The sequence below is a fragment of the Erwinia sp. V90_4 genome, from assembly GCF_029967685.1.
In the GTDB taxonomy this organism is placed as follows: Bacteria; Pseudomonadota; Gammaproteobacteria; order Enterobacterales; family Enterobacteriaceae; genus Erwinia; species Erwinia aphidicola.
Window position 1 is genome coordinate 36,860 of sequence record NZ_JASCAQ010000043.1, and the last position, 21,359, is coordinate 58,218.

Sequence of the window (21,359 nt, forward strand, 5' to 3'; positions counted from 1 at the left end):
AGCCGGTTTTTTTATGTCTTAGGGGCGGTGAAATGAATAAAGATGTAACTGAAGCCAGCATCCTGAAAAAGCTCACCAAAGCGCCACGACGCTGGGAAGACCGCGAGCTAAATCGCGATACGCTGAAGCATCACCTTGATGTTTTCCAGCAGCATCTGGCCGCCGCGTTCGACGCCGGGCAGGACGTGGAAAGCCTGATCGATGCGCGCACCCTGTTTATTGACCGCCTGCTGCGGCGGCTGTGGCGCTTCTTTGGCTTCCCGGAAAAAGAGGGCGTCGCGCTGGTCGCCGTTGGCGGCTATGGCCGTGGCGAGCTGCACCCGCTCTCCGATATTGACGTACTGATCCTCAGCCGCAAACCGCTGTCAGACGAAGATGCCCAGCGCACCAGCGATCTGCTAACCCTGATGTGGGACCTGAAGCTGGAAGTTGGCCACAGCGTGCGCACCCTCGAAGAGTGCCTGCTGGAGGGGTTATCTGACCTCACCGTCGCCACCAACCTGATTGAATCGCGCATGCTGACCGGCGACCTTGCGCTATTCCTCGAGTTGCAGAAGAACATTTTCAGCGATGGCTTCTGGCCTTCTGACCGCTTCTTCGCTGCCAAAATCGAAGAGCAGCAGGAGCGCCACCAGCGCTACCACGGCACCAGCTACAACCTGGAGCCGGATATCAAAAGCAGTCCCGGTGGCCTGCGTGATATCCACACGCTGCTGTGGGTCGCCCGCCGCCACTTCGGCGCCACTTCGCTTGACGATATGGTTGGCTTTGGTTTCCTGACCGAAGCCGAGCGTAATGAACTCAACGAATGCCAGAGCATGCTGTGGCGTATCCGCTTCGCCCTGCACCTCACCCTCACCCGCTACGACAACCGCCTGCTGTTTGACCGCCAGCTCAACGTGGCCCAGCGTCTTAACTATCAGGGTGACGTCAACGAACCGGTCGAGCGCATGATGAAGGACTTTTTCCGCGTCACGCGCCGCGTCGGTGAACTCAACCAGATGCTGCTGCAGCTGTTTGATGAGGCTATCCTCGCGCTCGGCACCGACGAGAAACCGCGGCCGATGGATGAGGAATTCCAGCTGCGCGGCACCCTGATTGACCTGCGGGATGAGACCCTGTTCGCCCGGCAGCCGGAAGCGATCATGCGCATGTTCTGGGCGATGGTGCGCACGCCGAAAATTACCGGTATTTACTCCACGACCCTGCGCCACCTGCGCCACGCGCGCCGCAATCTGACGCAGCCGCTCTGTACCATCCCGCAGGCGCGCGAGCTGTTCCTGTCGATCCTGCGGCACCCAGGCGCGGTGAGCCGGGCACTGGTGCCAATGCACCGCCACAGCGTGCTGTGGGCCTACATGCCGCAGTGGAGTAACATTGTTGGCCAGATGCAGTTTGACCTGTTCCATGCTTATACCGTTGATGAGCACACCATTCGCGTGCTGCAAAAGCTGGAAAGCTTTGCCGACGAACGCACCCGCCCGCGCCACCCGCTGTGCGTGGAGCTGTGGCCACGCCTGCCGCAGCTGGAGCTGCTGCTGATGGCGGCACTGTTCCACGATATCGCCAAAGGGCGCGGCGGTGACCACTCGATCCTCGGCGCGCAGGACGCGCTGGAGTTCGCCGAAATGCACGGACTGAATTCACGCGAAACCCAGCTGGTTGCCTGGCTGGTGCGCCACCACCTGCTGATGTCGGTGACCGCCCAGCGCCGCGATATTCAGGACCCGACGGAGATCCAGCAGTTCGCTGAAGTGATGCAGAACGAAAGTCGCCTGCGTTACCTGGTGTGCCTGACGGTGGCGGATATCTGCGCCACCAATGAAACGCTGTGGAACAGCTGGAAGCAGAGCCTGATACGCGAACTGTTCTTCGCCACCGAGAAGCAGCTGCGGCGCGGCATGGAGAACAGCCCCGACCTGCGCGAGCGCGTGCGCCACCACCGCCTGCAGGCGCTGGCGCTGCTGCGCATGGACAACATCGATGAAGAGGCCCTGCACCGTATCTGGGGCCGCTGCCGCGCGGACTATTTCCTGCGCCACACGCCTAACCAGCTGGCCTGGCATGCGCGCCACCTGATGAATCACGACCTCAGCAAGCCGCTGATCCTCGTCAGCCCGCAGGCGACACGCGGCGGCACCGAGATCTTTATCTGGAGCCCGGATCGTCCCTACCTGTTTGCCACCGTAGCCGGGGAGCTGGATCGCCGTAACCTCAGCGTTCACGATGCGCAGATCTTTACCAGCCGCGACGGCATGGCAATGGATACCTTTATCGTGCTGGAGCCGGACGGTAGCCCGCTGGCGCCGGATCGCCATGAGATGATCCGCCAGGCGCTGGAGCAGGCGATCTGTCAAACTCACTGGCAGCCGCCGCGCATGCGCCGACAGTCGGCAAGGTTGAAGCATTTTAGCGTTGATACCGCAGTGAATTTCTTACCCACACATACTGACAGACGAACGTATCTGGAATTAGTGGCGCTCGATCAGCCCGGGTTACTGGCACGCGTTGGCGAAGTGTTTGCCGACTTAAACGTGTCACTGCACGGCGCGCGCATCAGCACCATCGGCGAACGCGTCGAGGATTTATTTATCCTCGCCAACAGCGATCGTCGGGCATTAGACGCAGATTTGCGCGAAGTGCTGCAACAACGGTTGACAGAGGCCCTTAATCCAAACGATAAAGTGTGACCCAGATTTACTTTTTATCAGTGCCAGCGCGTGATTCTGCCGCAGCGGAATCGTTTTCGTTGAATATGCGTCGGCAAAACCAGGAAGAGACTAACTATGCAACAGTTACAGAGTGTTATTGAGGCTGCTTTCGAGCGCCGTGCGGACATTACCCCAGCCAACGCGGATACCGTAACCCGTGAAGCGGTTAACCAGGTTATTGCCCTGCTCGACAGCGGTGCCCTGCGCGTGGCTGAGAAGATCGACGGTCAGTGGGTGACTCACCAGTGGCTGAAGAAAGCGGTGCTGCTCTCTTTCCGCATCAATGACAATCAGGTAATGGAAGGCGCTGAAAGCCGCTACTACGACAAAGTCCCGATGAAATTCGCCGACTATGACGAAGCGCGCTTTAAGAAAGAGGGCTTCCGCGTGGTGCCACCTGCCGCCGTGCGTCAGGGTGCATTTATCGCCCGTAACACCGTGCTGATGCCTTCTTACGTCAACATTGGTGCCTATGTTGATGAAGGCTCGATGGTGGATACCTGGGCGACCGTGGGCTCCTGTGCACAGATTGGTAAAAATGTGCACCTGTCCGGCGGCGTGGGCATCGGTGGTGTACTGGAGCCTCTGCAGGCCAACCCGACAATCATCGAAGACAACTGCTTTATCGGCGCCCGTTCTGAGATCGTAGAAGGCGTGATCGTGGAAGAAGGCTCGGTGATCTCAATGGGCGTTTATATCGGCCAGAGCACCAAAATCTTTGACCGCGAAACCGGCGAAGTCCACTTCGGTCGCGTTCCGGCGGGTTCAGTAGTGGTTTCCGGCAACCTGCCATCCAAAGACGGTACCTACAGCCTGTACTGTGCGGTGATTGTGAAAAAGGTTGACGCCAAAACCCTCGGCAAAACCGGCATCAACGAACTGCTGCGTACCATCGACTAATCTCGTCTGCGGGCTGCCACGGCGGCCCGCCCTCTCCTGTAACGTTAACTTTACGTTTCTTCTACGAACTACCTCTTTCACGCCGCGAAACAAGTGATGCTATTGCGCACAATCTGAGCCATAATCCGCGCCAGAAAAATCCTGTTCTTAAATTAACCGATCCTTTTCCGTTTTTCGGATAGCGACTACATTGATCGCATCTGGATCGAGTGTCTCCTTAAAGGAAAATGCTATGTACGATAATTTGAAAGGTCTGGGCATTGCAACGCCGGAAGATATCGACCGTTACAGCCTGCGTCAGGAAGCGAACAACGACATCCTGAAAATCTATTTCCGCAAAGACAAAGGCGAGTTCTTTGCCAAGAGCGTGAAATTTAAATATCCGCGTCAGCGTAAAACTGTGGTGGCTGATAATGCCAGCCAGGGTTACAAAGAAGTGCAGGAAATTAGCCCTAATCTGCGCTATGTGATTGACGAACTGGATCAGATTTGCCAGCGCGATCAGGTAGAAGTCGATCTGAAACGTAAAATTCTCGACGACCTGCGTCATCTGGAAAGCGTTGTTTCTAATAAGATCGCAGAAATTGAATCAGACCTGGATAAACTGACCCGCAACGGTCGTTAAAATAAATAAGGGGTGACCAGACAAAATGTCACCCCTTACGTTTATAGTCCAATGTAAGGGCGGACCCTCTTTTTCGGTCCGCCCTTTTTCACATTTATAATCCTGTGTAGGGGCGGACCCTCTTTTTCGGTCCGCCCTTTTTCACATTAATAATCCTGCGTAGGGGCCGATCCTCTTTTCCGATCGGCCCGTTTCCACATAAATTACTGCATCAGCAGGTAAATGCTGCTGTCGCCACGCTGAATATTCAGCGCCAGTACCGATGGCTTAGTATCCAGGATTTTGCGCAGCTCACCCAGATTAGCAATTGCCTGCTGGTTAACGCCCAGGATCACATCGTCTTTCTTCAGACCGATGCGCGCCGCCGCAGAACCGGCCTTCACGCTATCCACCTTCACGCCTTTGGTTCCCTTCGCATCGTAGTTGCTGAGGTTAGCGCCTTCAATACCGGTGTAGATAGTACCGGAATCGACCTTGGCTGCGGTGCTCTGCTGCAGCGCCACGTTAACCTTCATCGGCTTACCGTCGCGGATCAGGCCCAGCTCCATTTTGGTGCCAACCGGCAGCGAGCCGACTTCAGCACGCAGCGCCGCAAAGCTGGAAATTGGCTTGTTGTTGAGAGAAACGATCACGTCCCCGGCTTTAATGCCCGCTTCCGCAGCGGAAGATTTAGGCAGCACCTGGCTGACAAATGCACCGCGCTGCGCGTCGACCTTCATCGCTTTCGCCAGCTCAGAGTTCAGCTCGGTGCCCATAATCCCCAGCTCGCCGCGTTTCACCTGGCCATACTCAACCATCTGACCGGTCAGGTTTTTCACCATGTTACTGGGGATAGCAAAGCCGATACCGATGTTGCCGCCGTCTGGCGCCAGGATCGCGGTATTAATCCCGATCAGCTCACCGTTCAGGTTCACCAGCGCACCGCCGGAGTTACCGCGGTTGATCGCCGCATCGGTCTGGATAAAGTTTTCGTAGTTTTCCACATTCAGGCCGCTGCGGCCAAGCGCAGAGACGATCCCCGAGGTGACCGTTTCACCCAGGCCGTACGGGTTACCGATCGCCACGGTGTAGTCACCCACGCGCAGCGCATCTGAATCGGCAATTTTAATCGCGGTGAGACCTTTGGCATCTTTCAGCTGAATCAGTGCGATATCGGAACGCGGATCTTTACCAATCACTTTGGCGTCAAATTTACGCCCGTCGCTCAGCTGCACCTGAATTTTGGTGGCGTTATCTACCACGTGGTTATTGGTGACCACATAGCCTTTAGCGGCATCAATCACTACGCCAGAGCCGAGCGCTTTAAATTTCTGCTGCTGGGTATCTGCTCCGCCGTTGCCTTCCGCCCCGCCGCCCTGACACATTGGTGAGGACTGGAACGGCGAACCGTCCTGACAGAATGGCGAGTTGTCGCCGAAGAACTGCTGGAACTGCTGCGGCATACGCTGCGTGCGCACCGTGGTGCTGCCTTCAACATTGATACTGACCACCGACGGCATCACTTTTTCCAGCATCGGTGCCAGGCTTGGCAACTGCTGAGTGGGCGTAGAAGATGAGGCGGTTTCAGCAGCGCTGGCAGATAACGGGCTCATTGCCAGCCCAATGCTCATGGCAAGGGCACTTAATACTAACGTGGTTTTTTTCATTAGATGGATTCTCAAGTATTCAGTTAAATAACCATTGCTGTGGTTGTGATGATGAGATTAACTTTTTAGCGCTAAGTTCATGTTTAAATATTAGGGAAAGGTAAAAAAGTATTGGCTCCCTTTACAAAACTCAGCACAGCTTATTCCACGGCCATCAGACGCCGATACTCATCCCAGGCGTACAGATCGGTCATCCCGCTAATGTAATCCTGTAACAGGCGCGCGCGATAATAGTATTCCCAGATAGCCTCTTCGTTTGGCGTTTTATCCAGTTTTTCCACGGCTTCACTGTAGGCGAGGCGAAAACGCGTTGAGAGTTTGTGAAACAGCCGCGTTTCAATCGGATACCCTTTCAGATAATCCTTCTCATTCAACTCGCTAAATTCTTCACGCGTTAACAGCAGCAGCGGGCGGTATATATCCAGCAGGCCGCTGATAACCCGATACCCCTGCAATTCCAGCTGCTCAACTTCCGGATGATTAAATACGTGGCGGAAGGCGACTTTTTTGAAAATATCCAGCAGCAGGCTGTGAGGACTGCCATCTTCCAGCAGCGCCTCGTTGAAATCGCCATGATAGACCGCGGGCAGATGATCGATGAAACGGCTGGCGGCGTGCGGCACGAGCTCCGCGACAGTATTGACGCGCAGATACATAAAGAACTGATCCTCGCGACTGAGGTTGGTCTGGCGGCTGCGTGATTTCTCCAGCGCGGTGGTCACCACCGTGGCAAACAGATCGCCCTGCTGATGATTCGGCCAGAGCTGGGACAGATGTTCATACAGCTGCTCAACGCTGAAGATTTTTTTCTCCACGGCATCTTCCAGATCCGCCACGCAGTAGGAGATATCGTCGGCCGCTTCCATGATATAGGTCAGCGGAAAACGGCTGCGCGGCTGCAGATCCAGCTGCTCGCGCAGGCGGCTGACATACTCCTCTTCCGCCAGATAGTAGCCGGGCTTTTTCATTAAATAGCTGTGGCTGTCCGGAACCGGACCGCTGTGCCAGGCCGGGCGAGTGTATTTCAAAATGCAGCCCACCTGCGCCCAGGTCAGATTCATCTTCATCAGCGTGTGCACCATGCGGATCGCCTGCGCATTGCCCTCGAAGTGCGACAAATCCTGACGAATATTTGCACGCAGCTCGTTCAGCCCATCGTCGCAGTGACGCAGCACCTCGGGCACACAGCGGTCGGGGCGCTGGCTCTCCGGCTGCCAGCCCGCATCCAGCTGCTGACGGAACCAGTCGTTGATCGCCGACTCGCCGAAATGACCAAACGGCGGATTGCCGATATCGTGCATCAGGCAGGCCATCTCGACGATGCTTTCAAACGGCGCGGTCAGCTGCGCCAGCCCCAGCGCGGCCAGCTGGCCCTGCTCCTGCAGGCGCGTCAGCACCTCTTTGGCGATATAGCGCCCAACCTGCTGCACTTCAAGCGAATGCGTCAGCCGGGTTCGCACGGCGGCATTGCGCTCCAGCGGGAAAACCTGGGTTTTCTGCTGCAGGCGGCGGATCGCCGCAGAGTTGATAATCCGCCCGCGATCGCTCTCAAATATGCGCAGAATTTCATGCTCATCCTTCGGCCCCTGATACGGACGATAGCGACGCTGCCAGTTAATTTTCGTGCGAAAGTCTATCGCGCTCATGCCTGTTCCCTCGGGTTAACGGTACGCATCACCGTCAGACGGATTATCACTGTAATGCTGCCATGATAGACTATGCGCCGAAATCATTGGCAAATTCTACAATTTTAGCGGGTATCCCTATGAAAGCAGGCATTATTGGTGCGATGGAACAGGAAGTTACGCTGCTGCGTGACAAAATTGAAAACCGTCAGACTCTGACCCTGGCGGGCTGTGAAATTTATACCGGAACGCTGAACGGTGTTGACGTGGCCCTGCTGAAATCCGGCATTGGTAAAGTCTCTGCCGCACTTGGCACTACCCTGCTGCTGCAGCTGTGCAAGCCGGACGTGGTAATCAATACCGGTTCCGCCGGTGGTCTCGCCTCCACGCTGAAAGTGGGCGATATCGTGGTGTCAGACGAAGTGCGCTATCACGATGCCGACGTGACCGCCTTCGGTTACGAGCCAGGCCAGATGGCCGGCTGCCCGGCGGCGTTCAAAGCTGACGACAAGCTGATTGCCGCCGCAGAGCAGTGCATTGCTCAGCTGGGCCTCAACGCCGTGCGCGGCCTGGTGGTGAGCGGTGATGCCTTTATCAACGGCGCTGCCCCGCTGGCACGCATTCGCAGCACCTTCCCACAGGCGGTGGCCGTGGAAATGGAAGCGACCGCCATCGCCCACGTCTGCCATCAGTTCAACACGCCGTTCGTCGTGGTACGCGCCATCTCTGACGTGGCCGATCAGGAATCCCACCTCAGCTTTGACGAGTTCCTGGTGGTCGCCGCTAAGCAGTCTTCATTAATGGTGGAAACCCTGCTGGCCCAGCTGGCTCGTGGCTAAACGCGTTCTCCCCCTGCTGCTGCTGTGGCTGGCCTGTGCCGCCACGGCAGCGCCGCGCGTGGTTACGCTGGCCCCCAACCTGACCGAACTGGCCTTTGCAGCGGGCATTACCCCGGTTGGCGTCAGCGCATTCTCTGATTATCCGCCTGCGGCGCAGCAGATCCGCGAAGTAGCAAACTGGCAGGGGATCAATACGGAGAGGCTGCTGGCGCTGAAGCCCGACGTGGTGCTCGCCTGGCGCGGCGGCACGCCGCAGCGCCAGGCTGACCAGCTGCAGTCGCTGGGGGTAAAGGTGGTGTGGCTGGCGCCGGACTCTATCGCTGAGCTGGTCTCCAGCCTGCGCCAGCTGTCGGTTTACAGCCCGCAGCCACAGCAGGCCGAACAGGCGGCAGATCGCCTGCAGCAGCAGTTTGCCGATCTACGCCTGCGCTATGCCCGGCAGCAGCCAAAGCCGGTTTTCATGCAGTTTGGCATGCGACCGCTGTTTACGGCAGCGGGCCATACTTTGCAAAATGAAGTACTGCAGCTGTGCGGCGGGGAGAATATCTTTGCCGATGCACGAGTGCCGTGGCCGCAGGTCAGCCGCGAACAGGTTTTAGTCCGCCAGCCGCGGGCAATTGTCATCCCCGGCGATGAGGCACAGGCGCAGCAGGTGGCGCAGTTCTGGCGCCCGCAGCTTGCGGCAACGGTGATTGCTATCAATGATGACTGGCTAAGCCGCGCCGGACCGCGTATGATTCTGGCTGCGCAAAAACTGTGCAGCCAGCTGTCACTAGCCGGCAAGCCCGGAGAACGAAAAATCACCGCTATGCGTGATTAAAGATCCGGCAATATTGGCCGTTAACTAAATAACGAGGCAGCGAAATCCGTACATAATCCGCCGCCCGTTTTATTGCTTTGAGTTAATTCCCCGGTTTAGACCACCAGGAAATCGTCATATGAAATCCGTTTATCTGGCTCTCGGGCTGATGATGACGGGTCATGCCTTTGCCGCTTCAACAACCGGCAGCATTGGCGTGAAATTAACCATCTACACGCAGTGCCGCGTCGATGGCAGCGCTGTTTCTGCCAGCCGCCAGCCGGATATTGCCTGTGGAGTACAGCCTGATGCCCAGCCGAAAATTACGCAAAACGTTGTTGAGGACAGTGCGGCTCAGAAAGTAAGGTTAGTTACCGTCGAATGGTAAAATTATCGAATGTAAAAAAAAGCCTCCCGGATGGGAGGCTTTTTTTTTAAGCGGGATCAGATGCTGAAGGAAGAACCACAACCACAGGTGGTTTTCGCATTGGGGTTGGTCACGATAAAGCGTGAACCCTCCAGCCCTTCGGTGTAATCCACCGAACCGCCCACCAGATATTGCAGGCTCATCGGGTCCACCACCAGCGCCACGCCCGATTTCTCAATCGTCATGTCACCGTCGTTAATCTTGTCGTCAAAGGTAAATCCGTACTGGAAACCGCTGCAGCCACCGCCGGTGATATACACACGCAGTTTCAGCTCCGGGTTGTCCTCATCGGAAATCAGGTTTTTGACTTTACTGGCCGCCGCATCGGTAAATTGCAGGGGCAGTGCTACATCGTCGCTCATGTGATACTCCAGTATGCTTTCAGGCCGGGTGCCTGACAGGTCACAAATCGACCATAATTGTTGTCATTATCTTACACACGGGTAGAGCAATCAAGCTCAGGCTGTACCACCCTGTGCGGTGGCATCGGCCGCTTCCTGTTTCTGCTGCTTAGCCAGAGTGCGGGCAAGCAGGGAGGAATACAAGGGCTGGCCGCCAAGAAACTGCGCCAGCAGCGTCGCCCCCAGGCAGGTAATAATCATCGGCAGGATCAGCTGGTAGTTGTCCGTCATCTCCAGCACCAGCACAATGCCGGTCAGCGGTGCGCGCACCGACGCAGCAAATAGCGCCCCCATTCCGGCAATAGCGAAGGTCGCCGCCTGCAAGTGATACTCCGGCAGCAGGGCCGCGCTGACAAGGCCAAACGCCGTGCCAAGCACCGTGCCGAGCGCCAGCATCGGGGCAAAAATCCCGCCGGGCGCCCCGGAGCAGAAACAGAGCAGCGTGGTCGCCAGACGAATGATAAAAATAAACAGCAGCGTTCCGGCGGTGTAATTTCCTGCCGCCACCAGCGGGATCAGCCCGGAGCCGCCGCCGGAAGCCGCAGGCATGACCAGCCCCAGCACGCCGCAGATGCCCGCCAGCAGCGCCCCGATCAGCAGCACCTTACTCATCCTGCCACCGTGCAGGCGTTGAAACAGATCCTGAATGCGAAAGATCAGCTGATTAAACGTCACGCCCACCACGCCAATGACCATCCCCAGCAGCAGGTAGAGCCACAGCGTATTCACCGGCGCATCCGACAGCCGCCCCACTTCGATCACCGCCCGGTCGCCGTTAAACACCCGGAACACGATGCTCGACATAATCACCCCGATAAACACCGCCTTAATCGAGATCAGGCTATAGCGAAACTGCAGGCGCATCTCTTCGATAATAAACAGGATACCGGCCAGCGGTGCGTTAAACGCCGCCGACAGCCCCGCCGCCGCCCCCGTCGCCAGCAGCGAGTGCCGCGCTTCGGTACTCTTCATGCGGAAGATATCCAGCAGCATACGGCCGATATTGCCACCCAACTGCACCGTCGGGCCTTCCCGGCCCAGCACCATCCCGGCGCCGAGCGTCCCCATCCCGCCGATAAACTTCACCGGAATAACCCGCCACCAGCGCACCGGGCGCAGCTCCTCCAGCGCACCTTCGATTTCCGGGATCCCGGAACCTGCGGCTTCAGGGGCGAACGCGCGCACCAGACCATAGCCAACCGCCGCCAGCAGGGCGGAAATGATAAACGCCAGCGGGTACATCACCAGCGGATGCTGGCTGAATGACGCCAGCATCCCGACGCGCTGGCCGATAATCCAGTTCACCGCGTGTTCAAAGCCAACGCCGACCAGGCCGGTCAGCGTTCCGGCAATTCCGGCCATCACCAGCACCGCCAGCGGCGTTTTATCGCGCCGCAGCAGCAGGCGCAGAAAATCGCCGCGCCGGGCAGGCACCACGTGCAAATCATCAGTTGAGGTGGAGTGCTGAGTCATAGGCCATTCATTTTATTGTAAAGATTGGTCAATATCTTACCTGTTCTCGCCAGTAAAGCCCGCGCTTAATTTCTCTCTAATCGTGTCAGAATCAGCAACAGCCTTTGGCTGACTCGCGAAGTTACCTTAGAATAGACGGGTTTTTTAATGAATGATCAGGAGCGGTTCCATGAGTAAGTCTGAAAACCTGTACGCTCAGGCGCAGCAGTTAATTCCCGGCGGCGTCAACTCGCCAGTGCGAGCCTTTAACGGCGTGGGTGGCGTACCGCTGTTTATCGAACGCGCTGACGGGGCTTATCTGTTCGATGCAGACGGTAAAGCCTATATCGACTATGTCGGCTCCTGGGGCCCGATGGTACTGGGGCACAACCACCCCGCCATCCGCAACGCGGTGATTGAAGCGGCTGAACGCGGCCTGAGCTTCGGCGCTCCCACCGAGATGGAAGTGAAAATGGCGGCGCTGGTCACCGAGCTGGTGCCGACCATGGATATGGTGCGCATGGTGAACTCCGGGACTGAAGCCACCATGAGTGCGATTCGTCTGGCGCGCGGCTTTACCCATCGCGATAAAATCATCAAGTTCGAAGGCTGCTACCACGGCCACGCTGACTGCCTGCTGGTAAAGGCGGGTTCCGGCGCCCTGACTCTCGGCCAGCCTAACTCCCCTGGCGTGCCGGCGGACTTTGCCAAACATACGCTGACCTGCACTTACAACGACCTCGACTCCGTACGCGCGGCCTTTGAGCAGTATCCGCAGGAAGTGGCCTGCATCATCGTTGAGCCGGTCGCCGGCAACATGAACTGCATTCCGCCGCTGCCGGAGTTCCTGCCGGGCCTGCGTGCGCTGTGCGATGAGTTTGGTGCGCTGCTGATCATCGATGAAGTCATGACCGGCTTCCGCGTAGCGCTGGCGGGGGCGCAGGCTTATTACGGCGTGGAGCCGGACCTGACCTGCCTCGGCAAAATCATCGGCGGCGGCATGCCGGTAGGTGCCTTTGGCGGCCGTCGTGAAGTGATGGAAGCGCTGGCGCCTGGCGGCCCGGTTTACCAGGCGGGTACGCTGTCCGGCAACCCGATCGCCATGGCCGCAGGCTTCGCCTGTCTGACCGAAGTGGCGCGCACCGGTACGCATCAAACCCTGACCGAGCTGACCACCCGGTTGGCTGACGGCCTGCTGGCGGCAGCGAAAGAGGAGAATGTCCCGCTGGTGATTAACCACGTTGGCGGCATGTTCGGCCTGTTCTTCACCGACGCCGACAGCGTGACTCATTATGCCGACGTGCAGCAGTGCGACGTTGAGCGCTTTAAGCGTTTCTTCCATCTGATGCTGGAGGAGGGAGTTTATCTGGCCCCGTCCGCATTTGAGGCCGGCTTTATGTCGCTGGCGCACAGCCCGGAAGATATTCAGCGCACCATCGACGCGGCACGTCGTAGCTTCGCGAAACTGTAAACCACCATGCCATGGGCCGCTGGGCTCAAACGGTAATCTCCGGGCGGGGCATGCGCCGCCCGGACAACATCCGAGAAGGTCAGGCATGCCTGACCTTTTTTTATACCTTGCGCAACAGATAGATAAAGTAAGGCGCGCCGATAAAGGTCGCCAGCAATCCGGCCGGGATCTGATCCGGGAAGGAGAGCATCCTTCCGCACCAGTCTGCCGCCACCATCAGTCCACCTCCCAACAGCGCCGCCATCACCTGCTGCGGCAGCGCCCGGCGGAAGCCGAGCATGCGCGCAATATGCGGGGCCATCAGGCCGACGAAACTCAGCGGACCGATAGTCAGCGTGGCCGCTGCCGTCAGGCAGGCCGCCAGCAGCAGCAGCGCCAGGCGCGAGGGCGTCAGCGCCACGCCGACAGCGCGTGCCGTCGCCCCGCCAAGCGGCAGAATGGTCAGCCAGCGGCGGCACAGCGGCACCAGCGCCAGCAGGATGGCGGCAATGATCAGCGTTCGCTTCGCCTGCAGCGCATCGATTTGATAGGTCGAACCGGAAATCCACGTCAGCAGGCCAGCCATCCGCGGGTCGCCGCTCGCCAGCAGCAGCATCAGCAGCGTGGCAAACGCCGTGCTCAACGCCATCCCGGCCAGCAGCATGCGCTCGGGGGAGAAACCGCCGCGTCCGGCGGCAATCGAGATAATCAGCAGCGTCACCGCCGCGCCGAGGCTACCGGCCGGCAGCAGCCAGCCAAAGGCATCACCCGGCACGATAAACAGCATAATCACCACGCCAAACGCCGCGCCAGAGCTGATGCCCAGCACTTCCGGGCTGGCCATTGGGTTACCGGTCAGGCGCTGCACCACGCAGCCCGCCACGCCCAGCATCATCCCGGTGGCCAGCGCCGCCAGCATACGCGGCCCGCGCCACGGCAGCAGCTGATGCCACAGGTCCCCGCTCGCCCACACCCAGCCGTGCGCGTCGCGGCCAAAGCTCAGCGCCACCGCACTCAGCAGCAGCAGTACGCCGCCGCCCAGCAGCGCCCACCACAGCACGCGGTGGCGCTCGGCAGGAACGTTATCACCCTGATTCATCGCCGGCGGCAGCGAAGCGGTGCGCAGGCGCGGCAATAGCCACAGCAGCAGCGGCGCCCCGATCACCGCCGTCACCGTGCCGGTGGAGATCTCGCCCATTTTATCCGCCAGCCACAGCACGCTCTGGTCCGCCAGCCACAGCAGCAGCGCACCAATCAGCGGCGCCACCAGCAGGCGACCAATCAGACGGCGGAAGCCGAGCATTTTCGCCAGCAGCGGCGAGAAAAGGCCGATAAAGCCGATAATCCCGGTGGCATTAACCAGCGAGGCACTGATCAGGATAGCCAGCGCCAGCACCGCAAAGCGCGCCAGCGAAATCCCCAGGCCAAGATTTTTCGCCACGCCGTCGTCCAGCCCCATCAGGGTCATCGGGCGCAGCAGCAGCAGCGTCAGCAGGACACCGCCCAGCAGGCGCGGCCAGAGGAACTCGACGTTGCTCCAGTCCATCTGGTTCAGCGATCCGGTGCTCCACAGAAACATGTTTTGCAGCTGGTCATGATTGAAGATAGCGAAGATCTGATTCACCGCGCCGCAGTAGAGAGACAGCACCAGCCCGGCGAGGATCAGCGTTACCGGCGACATCCGTTTGCCCCACGCCACGCCAAACACCACCACGCCAACCGCGATGGCACCAAAGGTCGCCGCCAGCTGCTGCGTCAGCATGCCGCCCGGCACGCTCCACAGCGTCACCACGGTAATGCCCAATTGCGCCCCGCTCGCCACGCCCAGCGTCGCCGGTTCCGCCAGCGGATTGCGCAGCACCTGCTGGAACAGCAGCCCCACCAGCCCCAGCCCGGCGCCGGCCAGCAGCGACAGCGACAGGCGCGGCAGCAGGCTGTAGTGGAATACCATCTGCTCGATACTGTTCATATCCGGCGCGCGCAGCGCCGTCAGCCACTGTTCGGCAGGCAGCTGGTGTTGCAGGTTGGTGAGCGTCAGCGCCAGCGCGGCGATAAACAGCAGCAGCAGCAGCGCGATCGGTAAACGGTACTGGCGCATCACTCCCCTCCCAGCACGCGGTCAAGCGTATAGAGCAGCTGCATCGCCGAGAGCGTCGCGCCATAGAACCAGACGCGCGGCACTTCGGTGAAGCGCTGCGCGCGCACAAAGGGCATCGAACGCCACAGGTCGGAGGCGGTCACCTGTTTCATCAAATTTGCATTGCCGTGCTCGAAGCAGATCGCCTCAACATCGTGCTGATCTGCCAGTCGTTCAATTCCAATCACCGCACTTCCCCAAAAGGTGGTCTCACCCTGCCATGCATTCACCAGCCCCAGCGCATCCATCACCTGCTGGAACAGGCCGTTGGCGGTGAAGACAATCGCATGACGCGGGTCGAGAATAGACATCAGCAGCAGCGGCCGCTGCTGGCGGCGGGCCAGGCGGGCCTTCACGCGCGCGATCAGTGCATCCAGTGCGGCCAGATGGGCTTCAGCCTGCGGCACGCGGTTGATGCGCTGCGCCAGCGCCATCAGCGACTGACGGGCGCTGGTCAGCGGCTTGCCGTTACCGTCGTTAAAGGTGAAGCCCATGCCCGGCGCGATGCGCTGAAAACGTGTCGGATCCGGGCCATAACCTTGTGAAAAGAGGATCAGCGAGGGCTTCAGCTGAGTGATTAGTTCAAGGTTCGGTTCGCTACGCAGCCCCACATCCACCACCGACGGCGGCAGGACCGGCTCCCCCACCCAGTTGCGATAACCGTGCAGTTCAGACGCGCCAGTGGGCGTCACGCCAAGCGCCATCAGCAGTTCAAGCGGTAGCCACTCCAGCGCAATAATGCGCTGCTCATCAGCAGCATATGCAGAGCGGGGAAGCTGGGCCAGCAGCGGGGAACAGGCCAGTGCCGTCAGCAGACGGCGACGCGAAATATCCGGCATCACAACATCCAATCCTTAGTAAACAAAACTCACCGGCGCGCCGCCATTCGGGTGCGGTAAAATACCCATCGGGATACCATAAATCTCCCCCAGCACGTCACCCTGCATGATCGCCTGCGGCTCGCCCTGGGCGATCATCTCACCGTGGCGCAGCGCCACCATATGATCGCAGTAGCGGGCCGCCATATTGAGATCGTGCAGCACCGCGATCACCGTCAGGCCCCGTTCACGGCTGAGACGCTGGATCAGCGCCAGCACGTCAACCTGATGGGCGATGTCCAGTGCCGAGGTCGGTTCATCCAGCAGCAGACAGCGGCTGTTCTGCGCAACCAGCATGGCAATCCATGCGCGCTGACGCTCGCCGCCGGAGAGACTGTCGACCAGACGGCTGGCCAACGGTTTCAGGCCGACCAGCGCAATCGCTTCATCAACACGCTGACGATCCTCCGCGCCATAGCGCCCTAGCGCGCCGTGCCACGGATAACGTCCAATCGCCACCAGCTCGCGTACCGTCATCCCTTCCGCAGCGGGAAGCTGCTGCGGCAGATACGCCACTTCGCGGGCAAAGGCTTTGCTGCTCCAGCTGTCGAGCGGCTGCTGGTTAAGTCGCACCTGCCCTGCTGATGCCGCATGGTGGCGACCGAGCATTTTTAACAGCGTCGATTTTCCGGAGCCGTTATGGCCGATCAGGCCACACACTTTTCCGGCGGGAAAGGCCAGCGACAAGGGCTGTAACAGGGTTCTGCCCGGTACGGCAAAGCTGACGTTATCCAGGGTGAAGGTGGTTTCTGTAGCAGACTGATGTGGCATGGTTTTCTTCTGATTGGCGGGCGCAGCGTACCGCGCCCGATGAGAGAGTTAGAAACGGAAGGTGGCGGTACCCACAATCTGACGTTCCGCGCCCCAGTAGCAGGCGTGCTCGCGGTAGCAGCTGGCCACATACTCGCGGTCAAACAGGTTATTGACGTTAACCCCCACCGATGAACCCGGCAGGCCAAAGCGTGCCAGATCGTATTTCACGACCGCATCCACCAGCGTATAGCCCGCGACGTCGAAGTTCTGATTAGCATTGTTAACGTCGGTTGGCCGATACAGACCTTTGCTCTCACCGACGTAACGCAGACCGGTACCCAGCGTCAGGCCGGAGAGCGCCGTTTCGTGGAAGGTGTAATCACCCCACAGTGACGCCATATGCTTCGGCACCTGCACCGGGGTTTTACCACGCAGATAGTTGTCTTCGGTGTATTCCGCATCGGTATAGCTGTATGAAGCCGTGACGTTGACGTTGGCATTGACGGCGGCCTTGGCTTCAAATTCAAAGCCGCGTGAGCGGATTTCGCCCCCCTGTACGCTGAAAAGCGGTGCGGCCGGGTCACCCATCAGATTGTTGTTTTTGGTCAACTGGTAGATCGCCCCGGTCAGCACAATCGGGCGATCTTTCGGTACGTATTTCACCCCGGCTTCATACTGTTTGGCGCGCGATGGCTGGAAAGTTTCGCCGCCGAGCGTGGTGCCGGTATTCGGGATAAATGACTCGCTGTAGCTGAAGTAAGGGGCAATGCCGTTATCGAAGACGTAGTTAACGCCGCCGCGCCAGGTGAAGGCCTGGTCGTGGGTTTTATTCTCGCTGCCGTTACGGTCAAAGGCGGACATGGTGAGGTAATCGTAGCGCCCGCCCAGCGTCAACACCCAGCGGTCCCACTCCATCTGATCCTGCGCATACAGACCGGTCTGTTCCTGTTTGTTAAGATACTGGTACGGGAAGCCCGCTCCCACCATTTGATCATTGCCATATACCGGGTTCAGCGCGTCGAGAGGAGTGGCTGAACCAAAAATGGCATCGATATCGTTACGCGAACGCTGGTAATCCACGCCCATCAGCAGCGTATGGTCCAGCTGCGCGGTAGCAAACTTCGCCTGTGCCTGGGTATCCACGGCAAACTGGTTCAGCTTTTCCTGCGAATGTGCGTAACCGCGATCGATAGTGTTGTTTGCCGTATTCAGGCCGTTGCCATAGATGCTGAGGTAATCAGTACGCATCTGTGCGTAACGCAGGTTCTGGCGCACGGTCCAGGTATCGTTGAACGCGTGGTCAAAGCTGTAGCCCACCATTTTGGTGTTGCGCGAGATTTTATTGCTCGCTTCACCCTCATCAAAATCGGTTGGCAGCTTATGCTGATTGCCGTTGGCATCGGTAATGGGCACTACCGTGCCTTCACGCGGCAGCCAGCCGTAGTAGCCGGTTTCCGGCTCGTTCTGGAAATAGCTCAGGAAGGTGAAATGGGTGTTTTCATCCGGCTGCCAGCTAAACGATGGCGCAATGGTGTAGCGCTTCTCTTTGTTCATCTGCTGCTGCGCATCGGCGCTGCGCGCCAGGCCGGTCAGGCGGTAAGAAAACGCTTCGTTATCATCCAGCGCACCGCCGAAGTCAAAGCCGGTGGAAAACAGGTTATCGCTACCCATCTGGAACTGCACTTCACGCAGGGTCTCCGTGGTTGGCCGCTTGCTGACCATTGCCACGATACCGCCCGGGTTACTTTTTCCGTACAGCACCGAGGTCGGTCCGCGCATCAGCTCGACGCGCTCAAGGAAGTAAGGGTCAATGGCAAATTCAGAGTAGTTATCACCCTGCAATTTCAGGCCGTTCAGATACTGGTTGGTATTGGTTTCGCTAAAGCCGCGAATAGAGAGCGCATCAATCACGTTGGAGGCACCGCGGTTGCCCACCATTACGCCGGTGGTGTAGCCCAGCGCTTCTTTCACCGACAGCGGCTGATGCGTCTGCATCTCCTGGCTGGTGACCACGGAAACCGACTGTGGGTTTTTCTCAATTGGCGTCGCAGTTTTGGTAGCGGTGGCGCTGGTTTTAGCGGCGATGGTTGGCGCTGGCCCCCACGGACTCTCCTGCGGCGCGCTGCTGGCATTAGCGTTTACGGTAATGGTGTCGTCAGCGGCAAAGGCAGCGCCGCTGGTCAGGGACAAGGCAACCAAGACTGCCAGCTGGCGTTTCGCCGTCTTTACGGTATTGAAATCAGTGGAAAAATTGCGCGTGTTGGCCATTGAGCTTTCTCTGAACAAGGATTGTTGAATGTGAAACGAAACGATAATTATTATTATAACGCTCGGATAATATGCGAAACGAAGCAGCTTTCGCAAGGGAAAAGCCACGCCCGGCGCGGCTGCGGGCAGAGTTTACCCGTCAGCGGCACGCGGAATTTTGCGCAAGGTCAGGAATGATTTAATAGCGGAAGGTGATGGTTGCGATGATACGGCGGTCTCGACCCCAGTAGCAGGCATAGCCAGACATGCAGCTTGCCACATAATGACGATCGAGTAAGTTATTAATATTTAACGCTACATTTGAACCCGGTAAGCCAACACGCGCCAGATCGTAGCGCATTACCGCATCCACCAGCGTGTAGGGTTTAACCTTGAAGCTGTTGGCCGTATCGCCCCAGCTGCTGCCGACATAACGCACGCCGCTGCCCAGCGTCAGGCCGCTCAACGCCGTCTGGTGGAAGGTATAGTCAGCCCATAAAGAGGCCATATTGGCGGGTATCTGATACGGGCGGCGGTCTGACTGCTCGCTGCCGTCTCGAGCGTAGCGCACGTCAGTAAAGGTATAGGAGGCGCTCAAATTGAGGTTGAGGTTTACCGCCGCTTTAGCCTCAAGCTCCAGGCCGCGCGATCGCGTTTTACCCGCCTGCTTGCTGAAAGACCCCATCCCCATTCCGGCACCGACGCTGGTATCCACCACCAGATTTTTATTTTTCACCAGCTGAAACAGCGCCGCTGTCAGCACAATCGGGCGATCCTGCGGCACAAACTTCAGGCCGAGCTCATACTGCTTGCCGCGTGAAGGTGAAAAGGTCTGATGATGGACATCGGTGCCGGATGTCGGTTGAAAAGACTCGCTGAAGCTGAAGTAAGGTGCAATACCGTTATCAAACAGATAATTCACGCCGCCGCGCCAGCTAAACTGCTTATCGTGACGACGGTTGGTGCTGCGCGCAACTCTGTCAAAGGCTGAGGTCATTGCCCAGTCATAACGTCCGCCTAACGTCACCACCCACCGTCGCCACTGCGCCTGATCCTGCGCGTAGATCCCGGTTTGCTGCTGGCGATCCAGCGTTTTTTGCGGCATCCTCCCAAATTCCGGGATGGTGTCATCGCCATATTGCGGGTTGAGCAGATCAAGCGGATTGGCGAGACCGTAAAATCCGTTAATATCATCGCGCATATGCATATAGTCGATGCCAAACAGCAGGCGATGATCCAGCGGACCGCTGGCTAATTTCCCTTCCATCTGGGTATCGACATCAATATTGCTCAGCCGCTCGTCAAAATGCGCTGAAGAGCGCATCAGGGTCTGCGGCGCAATATAACCTATGCCGTTGAAGCCGGTGCTGTGCGAGTCCAGATGCATATAGCGCATATTCTGCCGCACCTGCCAGCTGTCGCTGAGATCGTGTATCAGGCGATAGCCAGCCAGGTTCTGCGTATGCTGATAGCGCCCGCTGCGCTCGCCATCGCTAAAGCGGGTCGACAGTTTATGCTGCTTACCATCCGCAGTGACAAACGGGTCCACCGTGCCCTGACGGGGCAGCCAGCCGTTATACCCTGACTCGGGTTCATGCTGAAATTGGGTTAACAGCGTCAGGCTGGTGTGCGCATTTGGCTGCCAGCGAAAGGAAGGCGCAACCGCATAGCGCTTCTCGCGCGCATTCACCTGCTGCGCGTCGTTACTGCGGGCCAGCCCGGTCAACCGCCAGCTATAGCGCGGGTCATCATCGACAATATCGCTAAAATCGAAGCCGGTCTCATACAGATTCTGGTTACCCATCTGAAACTGGATCTCGCGCAGGCGCTCTCCCAGCGGCTGTTTGCTCACCAGCGCAATCAGCCCGCCGGGGCTGCTCTTGCCATACAGCACTGAGGCAGGCCCGTGCAGGACTTCAACGCGCTCCAGCATGTAAGGGTCAATGGCGGCCAGTGAATAACTGTCGCCCTGCAATTTGATGCCGTCCAGATACTCGTTAATATTTTGCTGCCCACCAAAGCCGCGGATCGCGACATTATCAAACAGATTGGCACTGCCGCTGGCGTTCACCGTCACACCTGGGGTGTAGCTGAGGGCTTCTTTGACCGACTGTGGCTGCATGCGCTGCAGCTCTGCAGCGGTCACCACCGAAACCGACTGCGGGATTTTCTCCAGCGCCGTATCGGTTTTACTGCCGCTGGCACTGCGTTTTGCGGCCAGGGTTGCGGCAGGGCCCCAGGCATCTTCCTGGGGCGGCGCATCATCGGCATTGACGGTCAGTGTCGGGGTGGTGGCAAAGCAGTTTGCGGCCAGCAACAGAGGAAAGTAACGGCCGACGGTTCTGGAAACCGCATAAACATTCATTGTCGTTTCGCTCCTCCTTTATCCATGGGACGACCCATGTCGGGCAGATAATGCAGGATGAAGCGAAAGAAAGGTTGATCAAAAAAGCGGCTACCCTGAGCCGC

At 58.5% G+C, this 21,359-nt stretch carries 16 protein-coding genes; 7 read left to right on the forward strand and 9 right to left on the reverse strand.

Annotated elements, in window-relative coordinates; all coding sequences use genetic code 11:
• Nucleotides 1-32: 32 nt before the first annotated feature.
• From glnD to QLG07_RS10115, 3 genes are all read left to right on the forward strand, one after another.
• A complete protein-coding gene (gene glnD, locus QLG07_RS10105) occupies nucleotides 33-2,690 on the forward strand; it encodes a bifunctional uridylyltransferase/uridylyl-removing protein GlnD (RefSeq protein WP_048914989.1) in 2,658 nt (885 codons plus the stop codon).
• A 96-nt stretch (nucleotides 2,691-2,786) separates the two neighbouring features.
• Complete coding sequence (gene dapD, locus QLG07_RS10110) at nucleotides 2,787-3,611, forward strand: 2,3,4,5-tetrahydropyridine-2,6-dicarboxylate N-succinyltransferase (RefSeq protein ID WP_048914988.1); 825 nt, start codon at nucleotides 2,787-2,789, stop codon at nucleotides 3,609-3,611.
• Between the two features lie 232 nt (nucleotides 3,612-3,843).
• Nucleotides 3,844-4,236 carry a DUF3461 family protein gene (locus QLG07_RS10115; protein ID WP_048914987.1) on the forward strand — a complete coding sequence of 131 codons (393 nt, stop codon included), beginning with the start codon at nucleotides 3,844-3,846 and terminating at the stop codon, nucleotides 4,234-4,236.
• Between the two features lie 203 nt (nucleotides 4,237-4,439).
• Here QLG07_RS10115 and degP read toward each other — a convergent pair whose 3' ends face one another.
• The gene (degP, locus tag QLG07_RS10120; protein WP_048914986.1) at nucleotides 4,440-5,882 is read right to left on the reverse strand and encodes a serine endoprotease DegP; all 1,443 of its coding nucleotides are present in this window, start codon (nucleotides 5,880-5,882) and stop codon (nucleotides 4,440-4,442) included.
• Nucleotides 5,883-6,022: 140 nt separating this feature from the next.
• Complete coding sequence (gene dgt, locus QLG07_RS10125) at nucleotides 6,023-7,528, reverse strand: dGTPase (protein WP_282469148.1); 1,506 nt, start codon at nucleotides 7,526-7,528, stop codon at nucleotides 6,023-6,025.
• Nucleotides 7,529-7,647: 119 nt separating this feature from the next.
• On the opposite strand from dgt, the gene mtnN reads away from it, so the two are divergent.
• From mtnN to QLG07_RS10140, 3 genes are all read left to right on the forward strand, one after another.
• A complete protein-coding gene (gene mtnN / locus QLG07_RS10130) occupies nucleotides 7,648-8,346 on the forward strand; it encodes a 5'-methylthioadenosine/S-adenosylhomocysteine nucleosidase (RefSeq protein WP_187497551.1) in 699 nt (232 codons plus the stop codon).
• Complete coding sequence (btuF, locus tag QLG07_RS10135; RefSeq protein ID WP_282469149.1) at nucleotides 8,339-9,166, forward strand: vitamin B12 ABC transporter substrate-binding protein BtuF; 828 nt, start codon at nucleotides 8,339-8,341, stop codon at nucleotides 9,164-9,166. Before mtnN ends, btuF begins: the two co-directional genes overlap by 8 nt.
• Before the next feature lie 118 nt (nucleotides 9,167-9,284).
• Nucleotides 9,285-9,533 carry a hypothetical protein gene (locus tag QLG07_RS10140; protein ID WP_048914982.1) on the forward strand — a complete coding sequence of 83 codons (249 nt, stop codon included), beginning with the start codon at nucleotides 9,285-9,287 and terminating at the stop codon, nucleotides 9,531-9,533.
• A gap of 56 nt (nucleotides 9,534-9,589) precedes the next feature.
• Here the strand turns inward: QLG07_RS10140 and erpA are convergent, their stop codons facing one another.
• Nucleotides 9,590-9,934 carry an iron-sulfur cluster insertion protein ErpA gene (erpA, locus tag QLG07_RS10145; RefSeq protein WP_048914981.1) on the reverse strand — a complete coding sequence of 115 codons (345 nt, stop codon included), beginning with the start codon at nucleotides 9,932-9,934 and terminating at the stop codon, nucleotides 9,590-9,592.
• Between the two features lie 96 nt (nucleotides 9,935-10,030).
• The gene (clcA, locus tag QLG07_RS10150) at nucleotides 10,031-11,446 is read right to left on the reverse strand and encodes a H(+)/Cl(-) exchange transporter ClcA (RefSeq protein WP_282469150.1); all 1,416 of its coding nucleotides are present in this window, start codon (nucleotides 11,444-11,446) and stop codon (nucleotides 10,031-10,033) included.
• A gap of 169 nt (nucleotides 11,447-11,615) precedes the next feature.
• Between clcA and hemL the strand changes: the two genes are divergently transcribed.
• Nucleotides 11,616-12,896: a glutamate-1-semialdehyde 2,1-aminomutase gene (gene hemL / locus QLG07_RS10155; protein ID WP_048914979.1), complete on the forward strand. Its 1,281-nt coding sequence runs from the start codon at nucleotides 11,616-11,618 to the stop codon at nucleotides 12,894-12,896.
• Nucleotides 12,897-12,996: 100 nt separating this feature from the next.
• Here the strand turns inward: hemL and fhuB are convergent, their stop codons facing one another.
• The 5 genes from fhuB to fhuA (QLG07_RS10180) form a co-directional block, all read right to left on the reverse strand.
• Nucleotides 12,997-14,973, reverse strand: a complete 1,977-nt coding sequence (gene fhuB, locus QLG07_RS10160) for a Fe(3+)-hydroxamate ABC transporter permease FhuB (RefSeq protein WP_282469151.1) — start codon at nucleotides 14,971-14,973, stop codon at nucleotides 12,997-12,999.
• A complete protein-coding gene (fhuD, locus tag QLG07_RS10165) occupies nucleotides 14,973-15,851 on the reverse strand; it encodes a Fe(3+)-hydroxamate ABC transporter substrate-binding protein FhuD (RefSeq protein ID WP_282469209.1) in 879 nt (292 codons plus the stop codon). Before fhuD ends, fhuB begins: the two co-directional genes overlap by 1 nt.
• A 15-nt stretch (nucleotides 15,852-15,866) precedes the next feature.
• A complete protein-coding gene (fhuC, locus tag QLG07_RS10170; protein ID WP_048914976.1) occupies nucleotides 15,867-16,661 on the reverse strand; it encodes a Fe3+-hydroxamate ABC transporter ATP-binding protein FhuC in 795 nt (264 codons plus the stop codon).
• A gap of 48 nt (nucleotides 16,662-16,709) precedes the next feature.
• Nucleotides 16,710-18,911: a ferrichrome porin FhuA gene (gene fhuA, locus QLG07_RS10175; protein ID WP_282469152.1), complete on the reverse strand. Its 2,202-nt coding sequence runs from the start codon at nucleotides 18,909-18,911 to the stop codon at nucleotides 16,710-16,712.
• Between the two features lie 178 nt (nucleotides 18,912-19,089).
• Nucleotides 19,090-21,255 (reverse strand): ferrichrome porin FhuA, encoded by a 2,166-nt coding sequence (fhuA, locus tag QLG07_RS10180; protein ID WP_282469153.1) that lies wholly within the window; start codon nucleotides 21,253-21,255, stop codon nucleotides 19,090-19,092.
• Nucleotides 21,256-21,359 lie beyond the last annotated feature (104 nt).